This window comes from Phaeocystidibacter marisrubri (genome assembly GCF_008933165.1).
GTDB lineage: Bacteria > Bacteroidota > Bacteroidia > Flavobacteriales > Schleiferiaceae > Phaeocystidibacter > Phaeocystidibacter marisrubri.
Genome location: NZ_WBVQ01000001.1, coordinates 1,214,490 through 1,233,840 on the forward strand (window position 1 = coordinate 1,214,490; position 19,351 = coordinate 1,233,840).

Consider the following 19,351-nt stretch of genomic DNA (forward strand, 5'->3'; position numbering starts at 1 on the left):
CCTATGGCAAAGAAGAAAACAAAAGAAAGCAAAGCGAAGAGCACTCCCAAAGTGCCTTTGTTAGAAAGTTGGAAAGCCGCTGCGAAAGATCGCAGTGTGCATGTGGTATTTGGATTGGCCCTGATATTCATCGGAGTGTTCATGACCATTGCCTTCATCTCGTTTTTGGGATCTTGGTCGAACGATCAAAGCGCATTCCAACAGTCCTTTCTCGAGCTAGTAGGCAATCCCGATTTCAAAGTACACAACGTACTGAGTAAAGTCGGAGCCTCTCTAGGACAAATTTTCGTGTACCGCTGGTTTGGCATTGCAGCGTTTGGAGTTCCTGTGCTGCTTACTTTCATCGGACTCCGAATCAGCTTTAAATATTCACCTTACCCACTTCTTAAAGTTTTCAGAGTTGTCATTTTCAGCTCGATCTGGCTTTCTGCTTTCATGGCCTACTTGGGCAATGTAAATCACAACGTATTTGCCGGAGGTGTTGGTTATTACACCGCACGCTACATGGATTCCCTCCTCGGGAACATCGGTAGCTTGCTCCTATTCATCTTTACCCTACTCGCATGGTTAATCCTTGTGATGAAGGTTACACCCGACACCATGGCAAATGGAGCAAAATCGCTCTTTGCCAGATTTAAACGCGAAGCGAAAGAGATTATTCCAGAGTCTAATTCCTCTGCCCCTGTTCAGTCTGTTGAAGTAGATGATGAAGATATAGAGGATGAAGATCTTGAAATAGAGGACGAATCTTCTGTTGAAATTGACTTTGACGAAGAGCCTGAACCGGAGAGGGTTCAACCGGAACCAGAGCCTGAACCCGAAACACCTGATGTTCCGGAAAGCGAAATTGAATTGGAACCTGTAGTGGAGGAAAAGACGGTAGCTGATTCAACAAAAAGTGATGAAGGACCAGAATTTGATGTTGAAGAAGCCGCAGCCGAAGAGGCACTTTCTGAGAAGGAAGTGAATAAAAAGGTGAAGGATTTTGGCGAGTATGATCCAAAGCTCGACTTATCCCGCTTTAAACTCCCACCACTCGACCTACTGGTTGAACACGGAGATGGCAACATCAATATCGATCAAGCTGAACTTGAGGAACACAAGAACAACATCGTTAACACGCTTCAGAACTACAAGATCAGCATTGCAAAGATCAAAGCTACCATTGGACCAACGGTTACTTTGTACGAGATTGTTCCAGAAGCTGGAGTTCGTATTTCAAGAATCAAAAACCTGGAAGACGATATCGCGTTGAGTTTGGCCGCATTGGGTATCCGAATCATTGCACCTATTCCTGGTCGCGGTACTATTGGTATTGAAGTGCCGAATAAGAATGCCAGCATCGTATCGATGAGAGCGGTTCTCACTTCAGAAAAATTCCAAAACAGCAAGTTTGAGCTTCCTATAGCATTGGGTAAGACCATTTCTAATGAGACGTTTGTAACCGACCTTGCAAAGATGCCTCACCTCCTCATGGCAGGTGCAACAGGTCAAGGTAAGTCGGTGGGATTAAATGCCATTCTTGCCAGTATCCTTTACAAGAAGCATCCTTCGCAAGTGAAGTTCGTTTTGGTGGATCCGAAGAAGGTAGAATTGACGCTTTACAATAAGATTGAACGTCATTATCTAGCAAAACTTCCAGATACAGAAGATGCGATTATCACGGATACCAGCAAGGTGATCAACACGCTGAACTCGCTTTGTATTGAAATGGACAACCGTTACGAATTGCTGAAAGGCGCCATGGTTCGTAACATTAAGGAATACAACGCCAAGTTCATCCAGCGCAAGCTGAATCCAGAAGAGGGACACAAATACTTGCCATACATCGTATTGGTTATTGACGAATTTGCGGACTTGATCATGACCGCAGGTAAGGAGGTTGAAACGCCTATTGCTCGTTTGGCTCAGCTTGCTCGTGCAATTGGAATTCACCTGATTGTCGCCACACAGCGTCCATCAGTTAACGTGATTACCGGTATCATAAAGGCAAACTTCCCTGCACGAATCGCCTTCCGCGTCACTTCTAAAATCGACTCTCGAACCATCTTGGATGCCGGTGGAGCCGATCAGCTAATTGGTAAAGGGGATATGTTGTTCTCTTCTGGCAATGACCTTATCCGACTTCAATGTGCGTTCCTAGATACACCTGAAGTAGACGAAATCACTGAATACATTGGAAACCAACAGGCTTACCCCGAAGCTTATCTCTTACCGGAATACGTTGGCGAAGAAGGCGGTGGCGGCGGCGGTGCTTTGGCCGATGAAGACCGAGATGCCCTCTTTGAAGATGCCGCTCGAATTGTAGTGATACACCAACAAGGTTCAGCATCCTTGCTTCAGAGAAAGCTCAAGTTGGGTTACAACCGCGCAGGTAGAATTGTAGACCAATTAGAGGCTGCGGGTATCATTGGACCGTTTGAAGGTTCAAAAGCACGACAAGTTCTTGTTCCAGATGAAGTATCTTTGGAACAGAAATTGAATCCAGGCAATTCAACTTTAGATTCCTAAACGCGATGCGATATATTATAACTTCCTTAGCCCTAGCGCTAAGTACATTTACTTTTGGTCAAGCAACCAACACTCAAGCCAAGAGCTTACTTGAGGAAGTAAAGGCGAACCTCCTCTCCTACTCCGACCAATCTCTCACTTTTACGAATAAGATTGAATTTCCAACTGGAAATCCAGACAACCCAAGACAGGCTCGTGAAAGCACGGGTAAAGTGACTATTGTTGGAGAGAACTACAAGCTCGAAACTGCGGGACAAGTAGTCTACTTGAACGGCAATCGCGCCTATGTAGTGAACGAAGACGACGAAGAAGTAGATGTGCGCATCTTGGAAGACAGCGACATGGCCTTCACTCCAAACGGGGTTCTGGCTCGCTTTGAAAGTGGATCTAGCCTTGCAATGGCAGGTAAAGAAACCATTGACGGTAAAACGATACAGTACATCAAAGTTCGTCCGAACGGAAGCGAAGAAATCCGCGATATTGTGTTGGGGATTGATATGTCCACCAAACGCGTGTACTCTTACACCGAATACGACACCGACGACGTTATTAAGACCATCACGATTACTTCTTATTCGGTGAACTCTGGTATTAATGCTTCGGAAGTAACCTTCAACCGCGACGATTATTCTGGTTGGAGAATAAATGAGCCTCGCAGTCGCGGCCGTAGATGAAACGCCTAGATCAATACGTATTATCCAGCTTTGTAAAAGTGTTTATACCCACCTTATTGGTGAGTATTTTCACTTTGATGATGCAGCTTCTGTGGAAGTACATTGATGACCTTGTTGGTAGAGGGATTGAATGGTACTACATCGTGGAGCTGCTTTTCTTTTGGTCGGCACAGGTAGTACCTATGGCTCTTCCCATCGCCGTGCTCCTCAGTTCTATCATGACCTTTGGAGGTTTTGGAGAACACTACGAATTAGCCGCTATGCGCTCTTCTGGAGTATCGCTGTATCGCATCATGCGTCCGGTAATCGTCCTGATGTCGCTCATCGCCTTTGGAATGTTCTTCTTCTCCAACAACGTCATTCCTGTAGCCAATTTCAAAGGAGAAAATCTACTCATCAATATATCCCGACAAAAACCGGCGTTTAACTTGACTCCTGGTGTTTTCTACGATGGGATTGATGGGTATTCCATCAAGATTGGTGGTAAGGATGAGAACAAGATTTACGACGTTTTCATTTATGATTTCTCTGAAGACACCCGAAAGCAGAACAAAGTAATCATGGCTCGCGAAGGCGTGATGCGTTTGATTGAGAATGAATCATGGCTCGAGTTTACACTCATTGATGGGCATAGCTACGAAGAACTTCCTGCAAGCCGAAGAGACGACCGAGAAGACGGACTGCACTTGAAGTCGTCTTTTGATGAAACCATTCTCCGTATTTCCTTGGTGAGCTTAGCTCAGGGCAATCTGGGAGAGGTGAATCGCCGCAGACACTTCAGAATGATGAACGTGGATCAGTTGGTTGTTGCCTACGATTCACTGGTCGATCAACTCGCTGTTCGTCAGGATGCCATGGCCGAGGTGATGACACATAAGTACTGGTTTAATGAGGTGAATGTGGATTCTTCCTATGAATTATCACGTGGACCACATTTCTTGGAAACCGTTCCACCATCTCTTCGCAAACGCGCCATTGAGAACGGCAGACGCACGGCTCAAAACAACCGAAGTCAGTATGCTGATCAAAAGGATGAGTACGACTACCGCGAGGAATATATGGCACGTCATCTCATCGAATGGCACAAGAAGTTCGCTGTGAGCGTAGGCTGTTTGATTCTCTTCTTTGTGGGGGCACCATTTGGCGCAATCATTCGAAAAGGTGGAGTTGGTTTTCCATTTGTCATCAGTATTGTGATCTTCTTGATTTACCATGTCATGATCACCACCTTCGAAAAATTCGGCAGACAAGGATCGCTTCCTGAATTCTGGGCCGTTTGGCTCCCCTCTCTCATTCTATTGCCTATTGGCATCTTCTTAACCGTAAAAGCAGCACGTGATTCTTCGGTATTAGACGCGGAGTCTTACCTTCGTCCGTTCCGTTGGATCGTTCAACGCCTCAAGGCTAGAAAGCAGAATGAAAGAGCTACTGATACTGTGTAACAAGTTCCCCTTTCCTCCTCGTGATGGCAGCTCCATCGCTATGGCGAGCAATATTCGCGGACTCCTAAGTGCTGGTGCTAAATTGACCGTGATTGCACTCAACACGGATAAACACTATGTTGAGAATCCAGAATCACAGGTTCCCGAAGGAATTGAATGGCACATTCATCCCGTAAACACCACTCCATCTATCCTAGGTGCACTCTCGAACCTTTGCTTCTCGTCCCGTTCATACATGGTTTCGAGATTTGACATTGAAGAGGTACGAGAGATGGTGAAGCGCGCCATTAAAAAGCGAGAATATGACGCGGCTATAGTAGACGGCCTGTTTATGATGCCCTATGCTGATGAATTGAAATCAGCGGGTATACCTATCGTACTTCGCGCACACAATGTGGAACATCACATCTGGAATCGTCAAATTCAACAAGAAACTTCTCCACTCAAGAAGTGGTACCTCAACATACAAAACACACGACTGGAGAAATACGAAGTAGCAGCCTGTGGCCAGTCGGATAGCATCGTTGCCATCACCCAAGAAGACGCCAAGTGGTTTGCCAAATGTAGTACTCCTGTGCACGTAATGCCTTGTGGAATTCAGCCGAATTCCTATCCCGAATACGGTTCCAAAGAACCCGATGTTTTTCACATTGGCGCCATGGATTGGATTCCCAATGTGGATGGTATTCGCTGGTTTGCCCAAAAAGTGTGGCCAGAAATCCTCAAGCGCGATGCTCAAGCCGTCTTCCATCTAGCCGGAAGAGATTCTGATACCCTCAACTTGCACCAACCTCAACGTGGATTCTTTGTGGAAGGTAGAGTTGAATCAGCATCCGACTTTTATGCCAAGCACGGAATCTTTGTGGTCCCACTCCTGGCAGGATCTGGGATGCGAATCAAAGTGATGGAAGCCTTGGCATACGGCAAAGCCATTGTGGGAACCCGTGTAGCCGTTGAAGGTATTCCTATTGAAAACGGAGTGCATGCGTACATTGCCGATCGACCAGAAGACTTTGCCATAGCTGTGATAAAACTCATCCAAGACGCGGGAGAAAGAGAAAGATTGGGACATGAAGCTCGCAAACTTGCCATGCGTATCTTTGACGAGAATAAATTGGCCGAAGACCTATTGAATCGTCTTCCCACCCGAAAATGATAGTTCTCGAGTTTATATTCTGGATATCCGTATTCCTCATCTTGTGGACCTATTTAGGGTATCCATTCTTGCTCAAGGTGCTCGACCAAAAAAAGTCCCTCACTCCAGCTCTTCCTGATCATCTTCCTACTGTAGATATCATTTTTGCAGCATACAATGAAGAGGTGGTTATTGAAGATAAGATTCACTCCATTTATCAAAGTGATTACCCACTTGACAAATTGAACATCTATATCGGTTCCGACGCGAGTACGGATAGAACCGATGAAATCATTACAAAGTTGAGTGAAACATATTCCAATCTTCACTTGGTGCGAATGCCAGGAAGGACCGGAAAATCAGGAATTATCAATCACTTGGTTTCCATCTCTAAGTCGGATTTAATCTTAGGTACGGATGCCAACATCTACTTTGATCGCGGCATGATCACCTCCATGGTGAAGTCCATATCCAATCCCGTTGTGAAACTCGTTGGTGGTAATATCGTGTACCGAGATTCATCGGTGGAGGGCATTGCAAAACAGGAAGAACAGTATCTGAACTACGAAAACCAGATAAAACTGCATGAATCCAACCTATGGGGCACAGCAATTGGCGTAGAAGGTGGATGTTACCTCATTGAGCGTGATTCCTTCATCACCATCCCTCCCCTCACCTTCATGGAAGATTTCTTCATTACCATGAGCGTGCTCCAGCGTGGAGATAAGGCTGTATTTGATGCCAAAGCCCTCTGTACCGAAGACGTTTCTGTGGATCGCATTGAAGAATTCAAGCGCAAAGTGCGAATAAGCTTGGGGAATTTTCAAAACCTCCGACGATTTAAGGGACTCATTTTTAGTCGCTTTTTTCCAGTAGGCTTTGCATTCCTGTCCCACAAAGTATTCCGTTGGTTTACCCCTATCTTCCTGATCGTATCGCTGTTATGTTCGGCCGTACTCGCCTATCAACCGGGATTAAACCTGTACGACCTATTATTCTTAGGTCAGCTCGGTCTCTTGCTTATTGTTGCAATAGACCTCATCCTACCCAGCACTATCGAAAGAAGTTCACCGATACGCTTCGTAGGTCATTTTTATTTGATGAACTTTGCCCTCCTGAAAGGGTTGATGATTTATTTACAAGGAGTTGAAAGCAATGTCTGGCAACCAACAAAGCGAGCACAAAAGCGCTCTTAATACCATTGAAGAAGCCATTGAGGATATCCGCAATGGCAAAGTGGTAATCGTAGTGGATGATGAAGACCGTGAAAATGAAGGAGACTTCGTTGCCGCAGCGGAACTCGTTACTCCAGAAATGATAAACTTCATGGCCACTCATGGTCGTGGATTAATTTGTACCCCACTCATCGACAGTAGATGTGAGGAATTGGATCTCCATTTGATGGTGAATAAAAACACCGATCCAATGCACACCTCCTTCACTGTGAGCATCGACCTCATTGGAAACGGTGTAACCACAGGGATTTCTGCCAGCGACCGTGCGAAAACGGTTAAGGCTCTTGTAGATCCAAATACCAAGCCGGAAGACCTTGGTAGACCGGGACACATCTTCCCACTTATCGCTAAACCAGGCGGCGTACTGCGCAGAACAGGGCACACCGAAGCTGCCATTGACCTCGCTCGACTAGCGGGCTTGGCACCTGCCGGAGTGATTGTGGAGATCATGAACGAAGACGGTACCATGGCTCGCCTTCCGCAACTTCTTGATATTGCGAAAGAGCACGATCTCAAGGTGGTATCTATCGAGGATTTGGTTGCCTACCGCATGCAGAAAGAATCGCTGATTACATTGCGCGAATCCTTCGACATCGACACCGAATTCGGGAAATTCACGCTACACGCTTTTGAACAAACCACCAATGGACAAGTGCATTTGGCACTGACCAAAGGAGAATGGAGTAAAGATGAACCTCTAATGGTTCGCGTTCACAGCGCAGGTGTGGGTAATGATATCTTCCACTTACTTACTCAATCTCCAGCTCATCAGCTGGAACGTGCAATGAAAGCCGTAGAGAAAGAAGGAAAAGGCGTAATCGTGTATATGAACCAACATCAGATGGCTGGTTCGTTACTCGACCGACTTCGCGAATACAGAACTTCACTAGAAGGCGGAGAAACTCCAGCGCGCAGTACTTCATTTACAAAGGATACACGCGATTACGGAATAGGCGCTCAGATTCTACATGAATTGGGCGTTTCTAAACTCCGCCTCCTCACCAATCATCCGATTAAACGCGTTGGTATCATCGGGTATGGATTGGAAATCATTGAAAACGTTACTATGGATTAGGTTCTACCGCTGTAGAATCTACATTCTCTTCAGACGAACGACCAGAGGGCTTGCGATCAGGTGTTCTAAACTTGACCAAGCCCTTTGCTGTATCTGAAACCGTCGTATCAGCTGGTAAAGTGGGTTCCGCATTCGGTATGCTATCGTTCATTTCAACCGGTGGATGTCCGAAAAGTTTTTCTACCAATTCATCCCACGTTTCAAAATCCGCTTGATAGTACACACTCACCCCTTGGGTATACGGAGACAAGTAATCTAACCCTGGGTTGTTCTGATTACTTCTATTGAAGGCTTTGGTTCGAATACGACCATCTTCCGTGATTTTGTATTCTACTTCAACGTCACCCGTTACGGTTTGCTGTTGGGCTTGAGATGAATTTGTGTTCTGATCAAGTGGAATATCCACATTGCCGTTTACGACAATTCTATCATTGGCAAATGACTTGGACACACTCACTTCAAACTCACTCCCCACAGCCGCATCGTTTCCGTACGTATTGTAGTTGAGAGATAGGTCGGCATAATCACCAAATACCGATTTAGCTGCCCAGTTGGACATCACACTCGCCATTTGATCGATCGGTTGTGAAACGAGATCATCAGCAATGGAATTATCAGGATTCCAAAACGTGTTGGCGACCAAAAGCGAGAAGGCATTGTCCATCATCTTATCCTGATCGCTCAATCGGTTTCGGATTTCCTCTTGCCATGCGGTGCTCACATTGGGCACCTCGATATTAAACGAAATATTGGGGTTCATCAATGCTCCTGTTAGGTGCATGATTAGATTTACTTTCACCCGCTGACCACCATATCCACTGGCGGCAGAAACCATTCCACTTAAAGTTGTTCTCGTGGAGTATTCAGCGAATAAATCAATCTGTGCATCAAAAGGGTCTCCACTCCAATTCAACGTAGATCCTTTTCGGATTTGGAATTTTTTGGAGACAACATTTTGCAATCTAAACAGGTACTCTCCCTGAGTTACGGTATAGTTACCTAGAATGGCTAAATCACCCGAGCTGCTCAAGTTTATCTTGATGAGCCCAGCACCTTGTCCTTTGATCTCACCACCTACAGATTCATCCAGAATAAGTTGCACCTCCGCTTCAGGCTTCATATTGGCATTCACTGTAATACTGAGTCCTCCCAAATCTTGAACCTTTCCTTTTCTAACAAAATTGAAGGCTGTGGTTGCCGTATCTATTGTTGGATCTACAAAGGTGATAAAGTCATTTTGCCCAATCTCGGTTGGAGAAGACAAAGGCAGTTTAATCGAAGTTCCTTCCTCCGCCTCTACGTCAATTTGTAGATTCATCTGATCGGTTGGTCCTACAATTCGAACCGCACCAGAAGCGTATGCCTTGCCGAAGAAGTAATTGTTGTCGCCTTCTTCCGTATCTAGGCTCAGCAGTCGGTTAGCTTGAATGGCCAAATCGAACTTAATGTCACTCAAGTTCTTGTGATAGATTACCCCGGAAGCAATTCCCGTTGTCTGATCCTTGGTATCTCGCATAGGAACGCGATCCAAAAGAATTTTATCGGATGATAAATGAATGGTAGGACTACCTTCAAAGTTGTAATCGGTTCCCAAGAACGGAACGCTGAACGCAGCATTCGGAAGTCGGAGTTCCCCCGATAGCGTTGGTTTCTCGAATGTCCCTGCCAAGTGGATATTTCCTTGAACCGCTCCCCTCAAATTATCTAGAATTCCCAGCAGATAAGAGTTGAAACAAGCCAATCGGAATCGATTCAAATCGATATCTACCAACAACGGAGAAGTACTATCTGGAGCGATGATACCCGAAACCGCCATGGTCTCTAGCGTTCCAAGGGTAATATTACCGTCAATAAGGGTTTTATTCCTCACTACATCCCAATCGAGGTTGAAGTCGAGATTTCCCAAGTGCTGTTGATTGAGATGAAGACTATCCACACTCAAGTTACCCGCCATGCTCGGTGTTCCAAACAAATCGTTGAGAATCAAAATCCCTGTTGCCTGCCCATTGAACTCTGTCGATTCTTGACGAAGCAGATAGTTCACCAATTGAAGATCCAATCGGTGAAGGTTCAATCGAAGAACTTCGTATTCGTTATCAGAAATAAATCCGTTTATACTCAATGAACTAGTTCTCCCCTCAAAGTTATAGCCGGCAAACTCCATTCTACCAGGTTGAATGAGTAAGCGGTTAGTATTGTCGAGAATCAAGGTATCAGTTCCTACATTAAACCTCACTTTATTCCATGAGAAAGCCACGGAATTTGGCGTCGGTTGCAACATATAGCCATTGAGCTTTAATCGAGAATCAATGGAATCTTTCAGTGTACCCTTGAAATCAATGAGCGTACTATCCTTGAGAAAATCAGCTTTTAATTTGATGATATCCGTCTCCAATCCGTCGGCATTGAAAATGCTACGCACATTAGAGTTCATCACGTATCTTCCGTGCGAACCATTGAGTCGAATGGCCGTTGTATCAAAGTACGTCCCATAAAGGTCTATTCCTGGCGCATCAATGTTTAACGACAACTGCCCATTCACTGAGTTGATACGTCCATCGATAGAGGTTCCTGTTGCCACCCTCAATCCCCTAGCGAGTAATGCAGAAATGATATCGGGTTTCTTCAGGGTTAGATTGAATTCAATATCCGTGTAAAGTGGTTCTTCCTCGTATGGGAATTGAGAACTCACGGAAGCTAGTGCGGCTAAGAAGGGCTTGTGAATTTGGAACAGCTTGTATTCTCCTTCAATGTATCCATCTAAAATATCGGAATCAATTGCATTCCTAGTGATATTTCCTGCGTTGCTACTGGTGAGAACGAATTCATTGAAAGAATGAAGTCTTGCTCCTCTTCGGTACTTTACACTATCAATATTGATCTGCCCCTGCCACCACTCATCTTTGTACAAAAGAAAGTCGGCAACAATCTCTCCACTTAACCACGAAACTGTATCACCCACAAATCCGATTGTGTACAAATCTGTAGAATCAATAGTGGCCACGAAGTCGAGCGTGGCGGTATCGGTACTGAAGTCAAGGCCACCATCAAAATCCAACTTTACTCGTGGGTCATTGACATCAAATTCACCATTGAACTTCCTATTCGCCACATCTCCTTCAATAGAAATGTTGCGATAGTTGTAGGCCTTGTATTCAAACTCTGCCACATTCAAGTCCAACTGAGCCGATGCCTTTTTCGCGTTGAATCCCACGCCCTTTACCTGTCCTGCTGCGGTAATGGTTCCCAAAGTTGGATCTTCTAACAATCCTCCAAGATCAAACCCCATCAAGCCCAATTCACCGGAATAGGAAGCGATGTCTGAATTCCCTAGATCTTTGAACGACATGTTTACGTTTGCATCCCCAAGGTTGGATTTGATCTCCCCTCGAGTAGAAAAACTCTCTAGCGTTCCTTCGTAGTGTCCAGACAAATCGATGTAACTCATTTGGAGCAATACATCAGGCAATCCCCCTTCAATAAAAGGACTTACGTATGTATTGATGTCCGCACCATTCGTTTGACAATAGCCAATAAATGCATCGAGATAGAGATCGCTCGGTTCGGTACAATCTACGATATGAACATTTCCGAAAAACTGAGTGGACCCCACAATAACATCCATGTTTGTGGCCGTAAGGTCATTCACCGATCCTTTAAAACTCCCATTTACAGTGAGTTCATCAAAAGATGGGTACTGAGGGATATAACTTTGGATTTCACTGGAGCTTATGACAGAATTCTCGAACTGCCCTTCCATCACCACGGCATTCAAAAAGTCTGAAAACTCGCCAAGATCGCGGTACTTTAGTTTGGCAATTCCCTTAACCCTTGATTTGTCTGTAACAAAGTAGAGATCCTCCAGCGACATGTAGTTCGACTTAAACGCCGCCTTACCGCGGAACTCATGCAGATTAAATCGCCGATCATCTTTAAACGACAATTGGTTGAAGTTGGCCTCCACGTACGAACCGTCCAATTCAAAATCGCTCACCATCACTGTGGCGTCGTAAAAATCCAATAGTGTGCATGAATCGCAGTTCACAGGGCGTTTCATGTAATCAAAATCAGAGATGTAGATGTTGTTAAAAGACAATTTGAAATCCTCCGAAGTAGTGTCTACCGGCGCATCACTGCTAAAGTGATCCAACCAATACATGAAGTTGAAAAGCGTATCCTCTTCGTATTTACGCATGTAGAACTTTCCGCCTTGAAGCGAAACATCTCCTGCATACAGGTGATTATTCGAAAAACCAGAGAACTCAAAACTGATTTCATCGGCATAAATCAAGGTGTCATTCCGATGATCTGGTGCATACACACCGTGAAGATGAATCACATTGGGAAACTGAAAATCGGCGGATCTCAATTGAACTTCTAGTCCAAATTCGCTCTTCAGATAGTTGACAGCGATGTTTGCCAAGGAAGTTTGCACTCCCGGAATCGAGAAAACGGCGCCTGTTAACACGATGAGTATCAGGAGTGAAATAATCACTCGCTTGATGAATTTCCAAATACCTCTTAGTACGGCGTTCATTGGCTTGGCGAAAGAACCGATTTCTTTGTAGCACGAAGGTAACAATTATCGATCCGAAATTGATTTGAGCCTCCCAAGTACTATACACATCCAACGTTGAATATCTACATTTGCACCATGCCAAAAAAGGAATACATACTTGCCATCGAATCCTCTTGTGATGATACGGCTGCAGCAGTGTTGTCAGAGAGACGCATACTCTCCAACGTTGTAGCCAGTCAGAAAGTGCACGAAGAGTACGGTGGTGTAGTTCCAGAATTGGCCAGTAGAGCGCATCAAGCTCACATTGTTCCCGTGGTGAACAGCGCTCTCACGGAGGCGGGAATCACCGCAGCAGATCTGTCAGCCATTGCTTTTACAGCGGGCCCTGGACTCCTAGGTTCTCTATTAGTAGGAACCAGTTTTGCCAAATCACTCAGTTTAGCTCTCTCCATACCGCTGATTGATGTCCACCACATGAGGGCTCATGTTCTCGCTCACCTCATTGAAGCAGAGGGCGTTAAAAATCCAGAATTTCCCTTTTTGTGCTTAACCGTAAGCGGCGGCCATACCCAGATTGTAAAAGTGAATTCTCCTTCTGATTTTGAAGTGATGGGAGAAACGCTAGACGATGCTGCAGGAGAAGCCTTTGACAAAACTGCGAAACTCCTTGGTCTGTCCTATCCTGGCGGACCAGAAATTGATCGCAGAGCGGCGTTGGGTAATCCCAATGCCTTTGCCTTTTCTCGTCCTTCACTAGAAGGATACAACTTCAGCTTTAGTGGATTGAAAACCAGCGTGCTATACACCTTGCAAAAGGCGGTGGCAAAAGAACCTGACTTCATTCAAAAGAACATTGATGATATCTGCGCCAGCGTACAACACACTATCATCGAAATTCTGATGAAGAAATTGGTGGCTGCATCAAAAGACACGGGTATCCATCGCATTGCGATAGCCGGCGGGGTTTCAGCGAATAAAGGTCTTCGCAATCGATTGAGCGAACTGGCTGAGAAGCGAAAATGGGAACTGTTCTTACCTCCTTTTGAATTCACTACCGATAATGCAGCGATGATTGCCATTGCAGGATACTACAAGTGGAAAGAAGGTCACGTTGCAGATTTGAGTATTTCTGCCTCTGCTCGAATTAATTTATAAGAGACTTAATCAGAAGTCTACTCACGTTTTATAAGTTTGACGAAACGTCTAGGCGAATATGAAAGCCAAATCCACAATTATAGGTCGCATTGACCAAATTGACTTGCCGGAGTTCGACATGTTCGATTTGGGATGTAAGATTGATACGGGTGCCGCCATCTCCGCTTTGCACTGTCACAGTGTGAAACTAGTAGAAAGAGATGGAGTTGAACATCTCTACTTCAAGCTTTTAGACAAGAAACACCCACAATACCAAGGAGAGTTCTACCACACGACTGATTTCCGCGAACGCAAAATAAAAAACAGTTTTGGTCAGGAACAAACGCGCTTTAGCCTAACCACTCAAGTAGTGCTCTTTGGAGAAACCTACACCACAGAATTTACATTAGCCGATAGAGAGAAAATGCTCTTCCCTATTCTGATAGGAAGAAGCTTGCTGAAAAACCGATTCATCGTTGATGTCGCCAAATCCAATCTATCTGCCAAACAAAAAGCAAAAACTTCCCGATGAATTTAGTCATTCTCTCCGCCAACAAGAACTTATACAGCACGCGCCGCCTCGTTGAGGCCGCTGAAGCCAGAGGACACAACGTTAGTGTAATTAATCACACGAGAACGTATGTAGTCATGGAGTCGGGAAATTTGAACATCTACTATGGTGACCATGTCATTCAAGAGGTGGATGCCATTATCCCGCGCATCGGTGCTTCTGTAACCTACTACGGTAGCGCGATGATTCGTCAATTTGAAATGCGTCAGGTATTTACCACGGTAAGCAGTTTGGCTTTAGGTAGATCTAGAGACAAACTCAGAGCAACGCAGATTTTGGCCAAGCACGGTGTAGGTATACCGAAAACGGCCTTTGCCAAACAGCCAAATGATGTAGAATCACTGATTAAACAAGTTGGTGGTGCTCCTCTCATCGTGAAATTATTGGAAGGAACACAAGGTTTGGGTGTGGTACTCGCCGAAACGCGAAAAGCGGCAAAGAGTGTAATTGAGGCTTTCTACGGTCTCAATGCAAACATCCTAGTTCAAGAATTCATTGAAGAAGCAGGTGGAGCGGATATTCGTGCGATTGTAGTGGGCGGAAAAGTGGTAGCCGCTTACAAGCGTCAAGGAAAAGAAGGCGAATTTAGAAGTAATATCCACCGAGGAGGATCGGGAACCCCTATCAAGCTGAAGAAAGCAGAAAAGGACATGGCGGTAAAGGCTGCTCGTGCTCTAGGCCTGCATGTAGCGGGTGTCGACATGCTTCAGAGTGCACGCGGACCGCTCATTCTTGAAGTTAATTCATCTCCGGGATTGCGTGGTGTAGAAACCACAACGAACATTGATGTGGCGAGCGAGATCATCAAATATGTAGAGGATAACTACACCAAATCTCCTGGTCACAAAAAAGATAAAGTGGGTGCCTAATGCAACTCTTCTACGGTCATAAGGATGGGAACTCCGCAGCGCTTACTGCGGACGAGAGCAAACATGCGATCAAAGTGTTGAGGAAGTCGGCCGGCGACATCATTCACGTAATGGATGGTGCCGGCAACTTGTACTCAGGTCCTATCTCGAATGATCACCAGAAACACTGTACCATTCGCATTGAAGAAGAGGTGAACGACTGGAATCCGGTTCCCTACCAATTTCACCTCGCCATAGCGCCCACAAAGCACATGGATCGATTGGAATGGCTCATAGAAAAAGCTGTAGAAATTGGAATTACGCGCATTACTCCTCTTCTCAGCTTTCACTCCGAACGAAAAGTCTTGAAGCTAGAGCGATTGGAAAAGATATTGCTCAGTGCCTGTAAACAAAGCTTAAAAGGAACCCTTCCTCAGTTGGACCCTCTCACGAAGTTCACGGACTTCATTGTCGAAAAGAGACCGGATCCCACATACATCGGTTACTGCGGAGAAGGAGAAAAGAAACTCCTCGTTTCAGAACTCATGACGAATGGACCTAGTGCATGTGTCATCATTGGTCCGGAAGGGGATTTTTCTGCTGATGAATTCTCAATGGCTACATCGGCTGGTGTAGTACCAATCACCCTCGGAGATCAGCGTCTTCGCACGGAGACGGCGGGATTGACAGCTGTGCAAGCTGCCAATCTCATCCATCAATTAAAATCGCATTAAGCGTAAATCAATTCAGGGTCAAATTGAAGTCCCTGAATGAATTCTGTAGCCGCAACAATATCGTTGTGAAGTATTCTATCCACTTCAACAAAGGGAACTTCACTTCGGAACATCTCCACAAATGAAGATAGAAACTCACTGGTTTTCTCTTCTCTAAATGCCAAGGCTTGCGAGGCATTCATACATTCAATTGCCAAAACTCTCTCGGTATTCTCTATCACGCGGTAAGCTTTTGTGGCGGCATTTGCCCCCATGCTTACATGGTCTTCCTGACCATTCGATGATTCAATGCTGTCTACCGATGCCGGAGAGCACAACTGCTTCGATTGCGAAACAATACTTGCGGCTGTATACTGAGGAATCATGAATCCGCTGTTCAAACCCGGTTGAGCAACCAAGAACGGTGGTAAACCTCGCTTACCGCCAATCAACTGGTAAACACGACGTTCAGAGATGTTTCCAATTTCGGCCATAGCAATTGCTAGGTGATCTAACGCCAGAGCGAGTGGTTGTCCGTGGAAATTTCCCGCTGAGATAATCGCATTGTCTTCTGGGAACACATTGGGGTTATCGGTTGCAGAATTGATTTCCGTTGTTAGCACATCCGTCACATAGCGAATGGCATCTTTTGACGCGCCGTGTACCTGTGGCATACAGCGGAAAGAATACGGATCTTGAACATGCGTTTTTACGCGCTTGATCAACTCACTTCCCTCAAGAAAGTCGCGAATATTTTGTGCGGTTTTCAACTGGCCACTATGAGGACGAATGAGATGTACTCTTTCATCAAATGGTTCTGGGCGACCATCGTAAGCCTCTAAACTCAAGGCCCCCACCAAGTCGGCTACATAAAGTAGTTTATGCGCTTGGATGAGCTCCCAAGTGCCATAGGCCGCCATGAACTGCGTTCCATTCAAGAGTGCCAAGCCTTCTTTACTTTGCAACACAATGGGTTCCATACCCAGAGCCGCTAATGCTTCTGCAGCCGGCATACGATCACCTTGATACATTACTTCACCTTTACCCAGAAGTGGTAGGGCTAAGTGCGCCAAAGGTGCCAAATCACCAGAAGCACCGAGCGATCCTTGTTGGTAAACTACAGGTAGAACATCTTCATTATAGAAATCAATGAGGCGCTTTACTGTGGAAAGTTGAGCTCCTGAATATCCATAGCTTAAGCTCTGTATCTTCAACAAAAGCATGATGCGAACGATGTCGCTTGGAACCTCTTCACCCATACCACAAGCGTGACTCATCACGAGGTTCTCTTGAAGCTTAGACAAATCGTCTTTGGAGATGGTCACATTGTAAAGTGAGCCAAAGCCGGTATTGATTCCGTAAATCGGGTCGGCGTCAACCGCCATCTTTTCATCTAGGTAGGCTCTCGCCTTCTCAATTCTTTCGATGGCACCATTTGTGAGTTCCAATGCCATTTCTTCAAGCAAGATTCGCTCAATAAGGGGAATTGATAACGGCTCAGAGCCGATAGCAAACGATTCTCTCATGGGTGTAGAAATTTGCGACAAAGGTAAAAGGTTAAATGGTATCCCTACTGCCCCACTCTTACATTCTTACCTTGTGTGGATGTGAGAAGAATTCATACTTTCGACTTTCCAACTGAAAGAACATTATGGCCCAATCTAAAAAAGCAGAACCCAAAGCCGGGAAATCGATCTGGGAAAACAAGTGGTTTCCATACATCATCCTCACCTTGCTATGGGCAATTATCTACGCCATTGTATTCAATACGAAGCTCAACTTGGGTGGCGACAATGCCGTTTATTACATCTTAGGAGATGCTCTTTCGAGTAGTGAAGGATACACCAATATCCACAACACCAACATGGTTCCCAACAACCACTTCCCTCCGGGTTACCCTGTTCTTCTCGCTTTTTTCATGCTAATTAGCAAGAAGATTGTGTTCTTGAAGTTTGTTAGTGGCTTATTCTTTTTGGGAACTATTCTCATTAGTTTTAGAATTTTTGAAATTCTATTAGAGAACAGAAAACTGGCATTTGTCATTGCCGCACTCGTGTTGCTCAATGGAAACTTACTCGAATACAGCAGTATTATGATGAGTGAGATTCCCTACCTGTTCTTTGGATCCCTCACGCTCCTCCTCTTCATGCTCTCTGAGCGAAACGACCACTTCCTCAAAGATTGGCGCTTTTGGGTCATGTTGGCGGTAGCCTCGTTCAGTTTTCACATTCGAACAGCGGGTATTGCACTCATAGGTGGACTCGTTCTCTACCTACTCGTGAACCGTAAATGGCTAAAGTTTGGTGTGTTCTCTATTGGATTTGGACTGCTTGGACTTCCTTGGTTCTTGCGCGGTCAGTCTCTGGGAGGCAGCTCCTACCTCAATCAACTTCTACAAGTTAATCCGTACCGTCCCGAAGATGGCATGGCGACGTTTGGCGATTTTATCACCCGCCTCACCTACAATATCACTCGATATTTTGAAGTTGAAATTCCGCGTTCCTTCTTTCCGAATAAAACCGTGGAATATCAATACTACATGCGTGAATTAACGGGAGTAGAAATCACAGAAGACCACGTTTCCCAAGGCTTCCTAATGATCGGAATCATCCTGTTTATTCTAATGGTGCTAGGCGTTTATAACATGAAGAAATATCGAAGCTTCGTAGCATTCTATCTGATTGGTTCGGCTACCATTCTTCTATTATGGCCTTATGTATGGTTTGGAACGCGTTTTATTCTCACCATCATTCCATTTATGATTTTTGCGGCAGTTCTCGGTGTTCAAGCCATCCTTCAGAAAATCAATATAGATTCCAAACTCAACCCCATTGCCTACATCTTCTTGGGATTGTTCTTTGTGAAAGGAGTTAAGGCAGAGGCTGAGAAAACCGATGGAGAATTTCCTCCCAAGTATGCCGATTTTATCCGAATGTCTGAGTACGCCGATGCCTATCTTCCCAAAGATGCCATTGTACTGAATAGAAAGCCTGGCTTGTTCTACATCAACGGACATCGGAAAACCACAAAATTCCCAGCGACATTTGACTACAACGAAATGCGTGCAGCCCTCGATTCCAATGGTGTTACACACGTAATTGTAGATGCCATGGGATTTGCAGATGAAGGTCGATATCTAGTGCCTTTCATTCAGGCAAATTTGGAGAAATTCACACAAGTTCAGCACTTCCAAACCGGTGACTTACACACCTACCTCTTAGAATATCACAACGATAGAGGTTACGAAGGTGAGTGGGGTGGTCCTCATGAAAATGGACAAGTTCAAGTGAAGAATGGAAAAGGGCTTTACCGTTTCCCTGATGGTCGTATCTTTGACGGCCATTGGCAAAATAATAAGAAAGAAGGCGAAGGCGTTCTGACGTTGAAAGATGGAACCTCTATCCACGGATTATGGACCAACGATACATTGGCAGAAACGCACTTCACCCTAACAGCAAACGGAGATACGCTTCGAACTGAATAAGCCAGAGCAA

13 protein-coding genes are annotated in these 19,351 nt (G+C 45.2%); 11 read left to right on the forward strand and 2 right to left on the reverse strand.

Annotation, left to right across the window (positions count from 1 at the left end):
* Positions 1-3: 3 nt before the first annotated feature.
* Genes F8C82_RS05495 through ribB form a run of 6 tightly spaced genes read left to right on the forward strand, consistent with a single transcriptional unit; the run spans position 4 to position 8,072 of the window.
* Complete coding sequence (locus tag F8C82_RS05495) at positions 4-2,511, forward strand: FtsK/SpoIIIE family DNA translocase (protein ID WP_151692545.1); 2,508 nt, start codon at positions 4-6, stop codon at positions 2,509-2,511.
* A 5-nt stretch (positions 2,512-2,516) separates the two neighbouring features.
* Positions 2,517-3,185 (forward strand): LolA family protein, encoded by a 669-nt coding sequence (locus F8C82_RS05500; protein WP_151692546.1) that lies wholly within the window; start codon positions 2,517-2,519, stop codon positions 3,183-3,185.
* Complete coding sequence (locus tag F8C82_RS05505; RefSeq protein WP_151692547.1) at positions 3,182-4,627, forward strand: LptF/LptG family permease; 1,446 nt, start codon at positions 3,182-3,184, stop codon at positions 4,625-4,627. The genes F8C82_RS05500 and F8C82_RS05505 overlap by 4 nt, the downstream gene beginning before the upstream one ends.
* Complete coding sequence (locus tag F8C82_RS05510) at positions 4,602-5,783, forward strand: glycosyltransferase (protein WP_151692548.1); 1,182 nt, start codon at positions 4,602-4,604, stop codon at positions 5,781-5,783. Before F8C82_RS05505 ends, F8C82_RS05510 begins: the two co-directional genes overlap by 26 nt.
* Positions 5,780-6,958 carry a glycosyltransferase gene (locus F8C82_RS05515; protein WP_151692549.1) on the forward strand — a complete coding sequence of 393 codons (1,179 nt, stop codon included), beginning with the start codon at positions 5,780-5,782 and terminating at the stop codon, positions 6,956-6,958. The genes F8C82_RS05510 and F8C82_RS05515 overlap by 4 nt, the downstream gene beginning before the upstream one ends.
* Positions 6,918-8,072, forward strand: a complete 1,155-nt coding sequence (ribB, locus tag F8C82_RS05520) for a 3,4-dihydroxy-2-butanone-4-phosphate synthase (RefSeq protein WP_151692550.1) — start codon at positions 6,918-6,920, stop codon at positions 8,070-8,072. The genes F8C82_RS05515 and ribB overlap by 41 nt, the downstream gene beginning before the upstream one ends.
* Here ribB and F8C82_RS05525 read toward each other — a convergent pair.
* A complete protein-coding gene (locus F8C82_RS05525; protein WP_151692551.1) occupies positions 8,062-12,609 on the reverse strand; it encodes a translocation/assembly module TamB domain-containing protein in 4,548 nt (1,515 codons plus the stop codon). The two genes, ribB and F8C82_RS05525, sit on opposite strands and share 11 nt — an antisense overlap.
* A 117-nt stretch (positions 12,610-12,726) precedes the next feature.
* Here F8C82_RS05525 and tsaD point away from each other — a divergent pair, with 117 nt between their 5' ends.
* Genes tsaD through F8C82_RS05545 form a run of 4 tightly spaced genes read left to right on the forward strand, consistent with a single transcriptional unit; the run spans position 12,727 to position 15,878 of the window.
* A complete protein-coding gene (gene tsaD / locus F8C82_RS05530) occupies positions 12,727-13,746 on the forward strand; it encodes a tRNA (adenosine(37)-N6)-threonylcarbamoyltransferase complex transferase subunit TsaD (protein WP_151692552.1) in 1,020 nt (339 codons plus the stop codon).
* A gap of 58 nt (positions 13,747-13,804) precedes the next feature.
* A complete protein-coding gene (locus F8C82_RS05535; protein WP_151692553.1) occupies positions 13,805-14,257 on the forward strand; it encodes an ATP-dependent zinc protease family protein in 453 nt (150 codons plus the stop codon).
* Complete coding sequence (rimK, locus tag F8C82_RS05540; RefSeq protein ID WP_151692554.1) at positions 14,254-15,165, forward strand: 30S ribosomal protein S6--L-glutamate ligase; 912 nt, start codon at positions 14,254-14,256, stop codon at positions 15,163-15,165. The genes F8C82_RS05535 and rimK overlap by 4 nt, the downstream gene beginning before the upstream one ends.
* Complete coding sequence (locus F8C82_RS05545) at positions 15,165-15,878, forward strand: RsmE family RNA methyltransferase (protein WP_151692555.1); 714 nt, start codon at positions 15,165-15,167, stop codon at positions 15,876-15,878. The genes rimK and F8C82_RS05545 overlap by 1 nt, the downstream gene beginning before the upstream one ends.
* Here the strand turns inward: F8C82_RS05545 and hutH are convergent.
* On the reverse strand, positions 15,875-17,383 hold the full coding sequence (hutH, locus tag F8C82_RS05550) for a histidine ammonia-lyase (protein ID WP_151692556.1): 1,509 nt from the start codon (positions 17,381-17,383) through the stop codon (positions 15,875-15,877). The two genes, F8C82_RS05545 and hutH, sit on opposite strands and share 4 nt — an antisense overlap.
* 125 nt (positions 17,384-17,508) lie before the next feature.
* Between hutH and F8C82_RS05555 the strand changes: the two genes are divergently transcribed.
* On the forward strand, positions 17,509-19,341 hold the full coding sequence (locus F8C82_RS05555) for a phospholipid carrier-dependent glycosyltransferase (protein ID WP_151692557.1): 1,833 nt from the start codon (positions 17,509-17,511) through the stop codon (positions 19,339-19,341).
* Positions 19,342-19,351 lie beyond the last annotated feature (10 nt).

What these genes read in the sequence shown, in the direction of transcription:
- F8C82_RS05495 (WP_151692545.1), top strand. Translation starts at nt 4, where the DNA reads ATGGCAAAGAAGAAAACAAAAGAAAGCAAAGCGAAGAGCACTCCCAAA.
- F8C82_RS05500 (WP_151692546.1), top strand. Translation starts at nt 2,517, where the DNA reads ATGCGATATATTATAACTTCCTTAGCCCTAGCGCTAAGTACATTTACT.
- F8C82_RS05505 (WP_151692547.1), top strand. Translation starts at nt 3,182, where the DNA reads ATGAAACGCCTAGATCAATACGTATTATCCAGCTTTGTAAAAGTGTTT.
- F8C82_RS05510 (WP_151692548.1), top strand. Translation starts at nt 4,602, where the DNA reads ATGAAAGAGCTACTGATACTGTGTAACAAGTTCCCCTTTCCTCCTCGT.
- F8C82_RS05515 (WP_151692549.1), top strand. Translation starts at nt 5,780, where the DNA reads ATGATAGTTCTCGAGTTTATATTCTGGATATCCGTATTCCTCATCTTG.
- ribB (WP_151692550.1), top strand. Translation starts at nt 6,918, where the DNA reads ATGTCTGGCAACCAACAAAGCGAGCACAAAAGCGCTCTTAATACCATT.
- F8C82_RS05525 (WP_151692551.1), bottom strand. Translation starts at nt 12,609, where the DNA reads ATGAACGCCGTACTAAGAGGTATTTGGAAATTCATCAAGCGAGTGATT.
- tsaD (WP_151692552.1), top strand. Translation starts at nt 12,727, where the DNA reads ATGCCAAAAAAGGAATACATACTTGCCATCGAATCCTCTTGTGATGAT.
- F8C82_RS05535 (WP_151692553.1), top strand. Translation starts at nt 13,805, where the DNA reads ATGAAAGCCAAATCCACAATTATAGGTCGCATTGACCAAATTGACTTG.
- rimK (WP_151692554.1), top strand. Translation starts at nt 14,254, where the DNA reads ATGAATTTAGTCATTCTCTCCGCCAACAAGAACTTATACAGCACGCGC.
- F8C82_RS05545 (WP_151692555.1), top strand. Translation starts at nt 15,165, where the DNA reads ATGCAACTCTTCTACGGTCATAAGGATGGGAACTCCGCAGCGCTTACT.
- hutH (WP_151692556.1), bottom strand. Translation starts at nt 17,383, where the DNA reads ATGAGAGAATCGTTTGCTATCGGCTCTGAGCCGTTATCAATTCCCCTT.
- F8C82_RS05555 (WP_151692557.1), top strand. Translation starts at nt 17,509, where the DNA reads ATGGCCCAATCTAAAAAAGCAGAACCCAAAGCCGGGAAATCGATCTGG.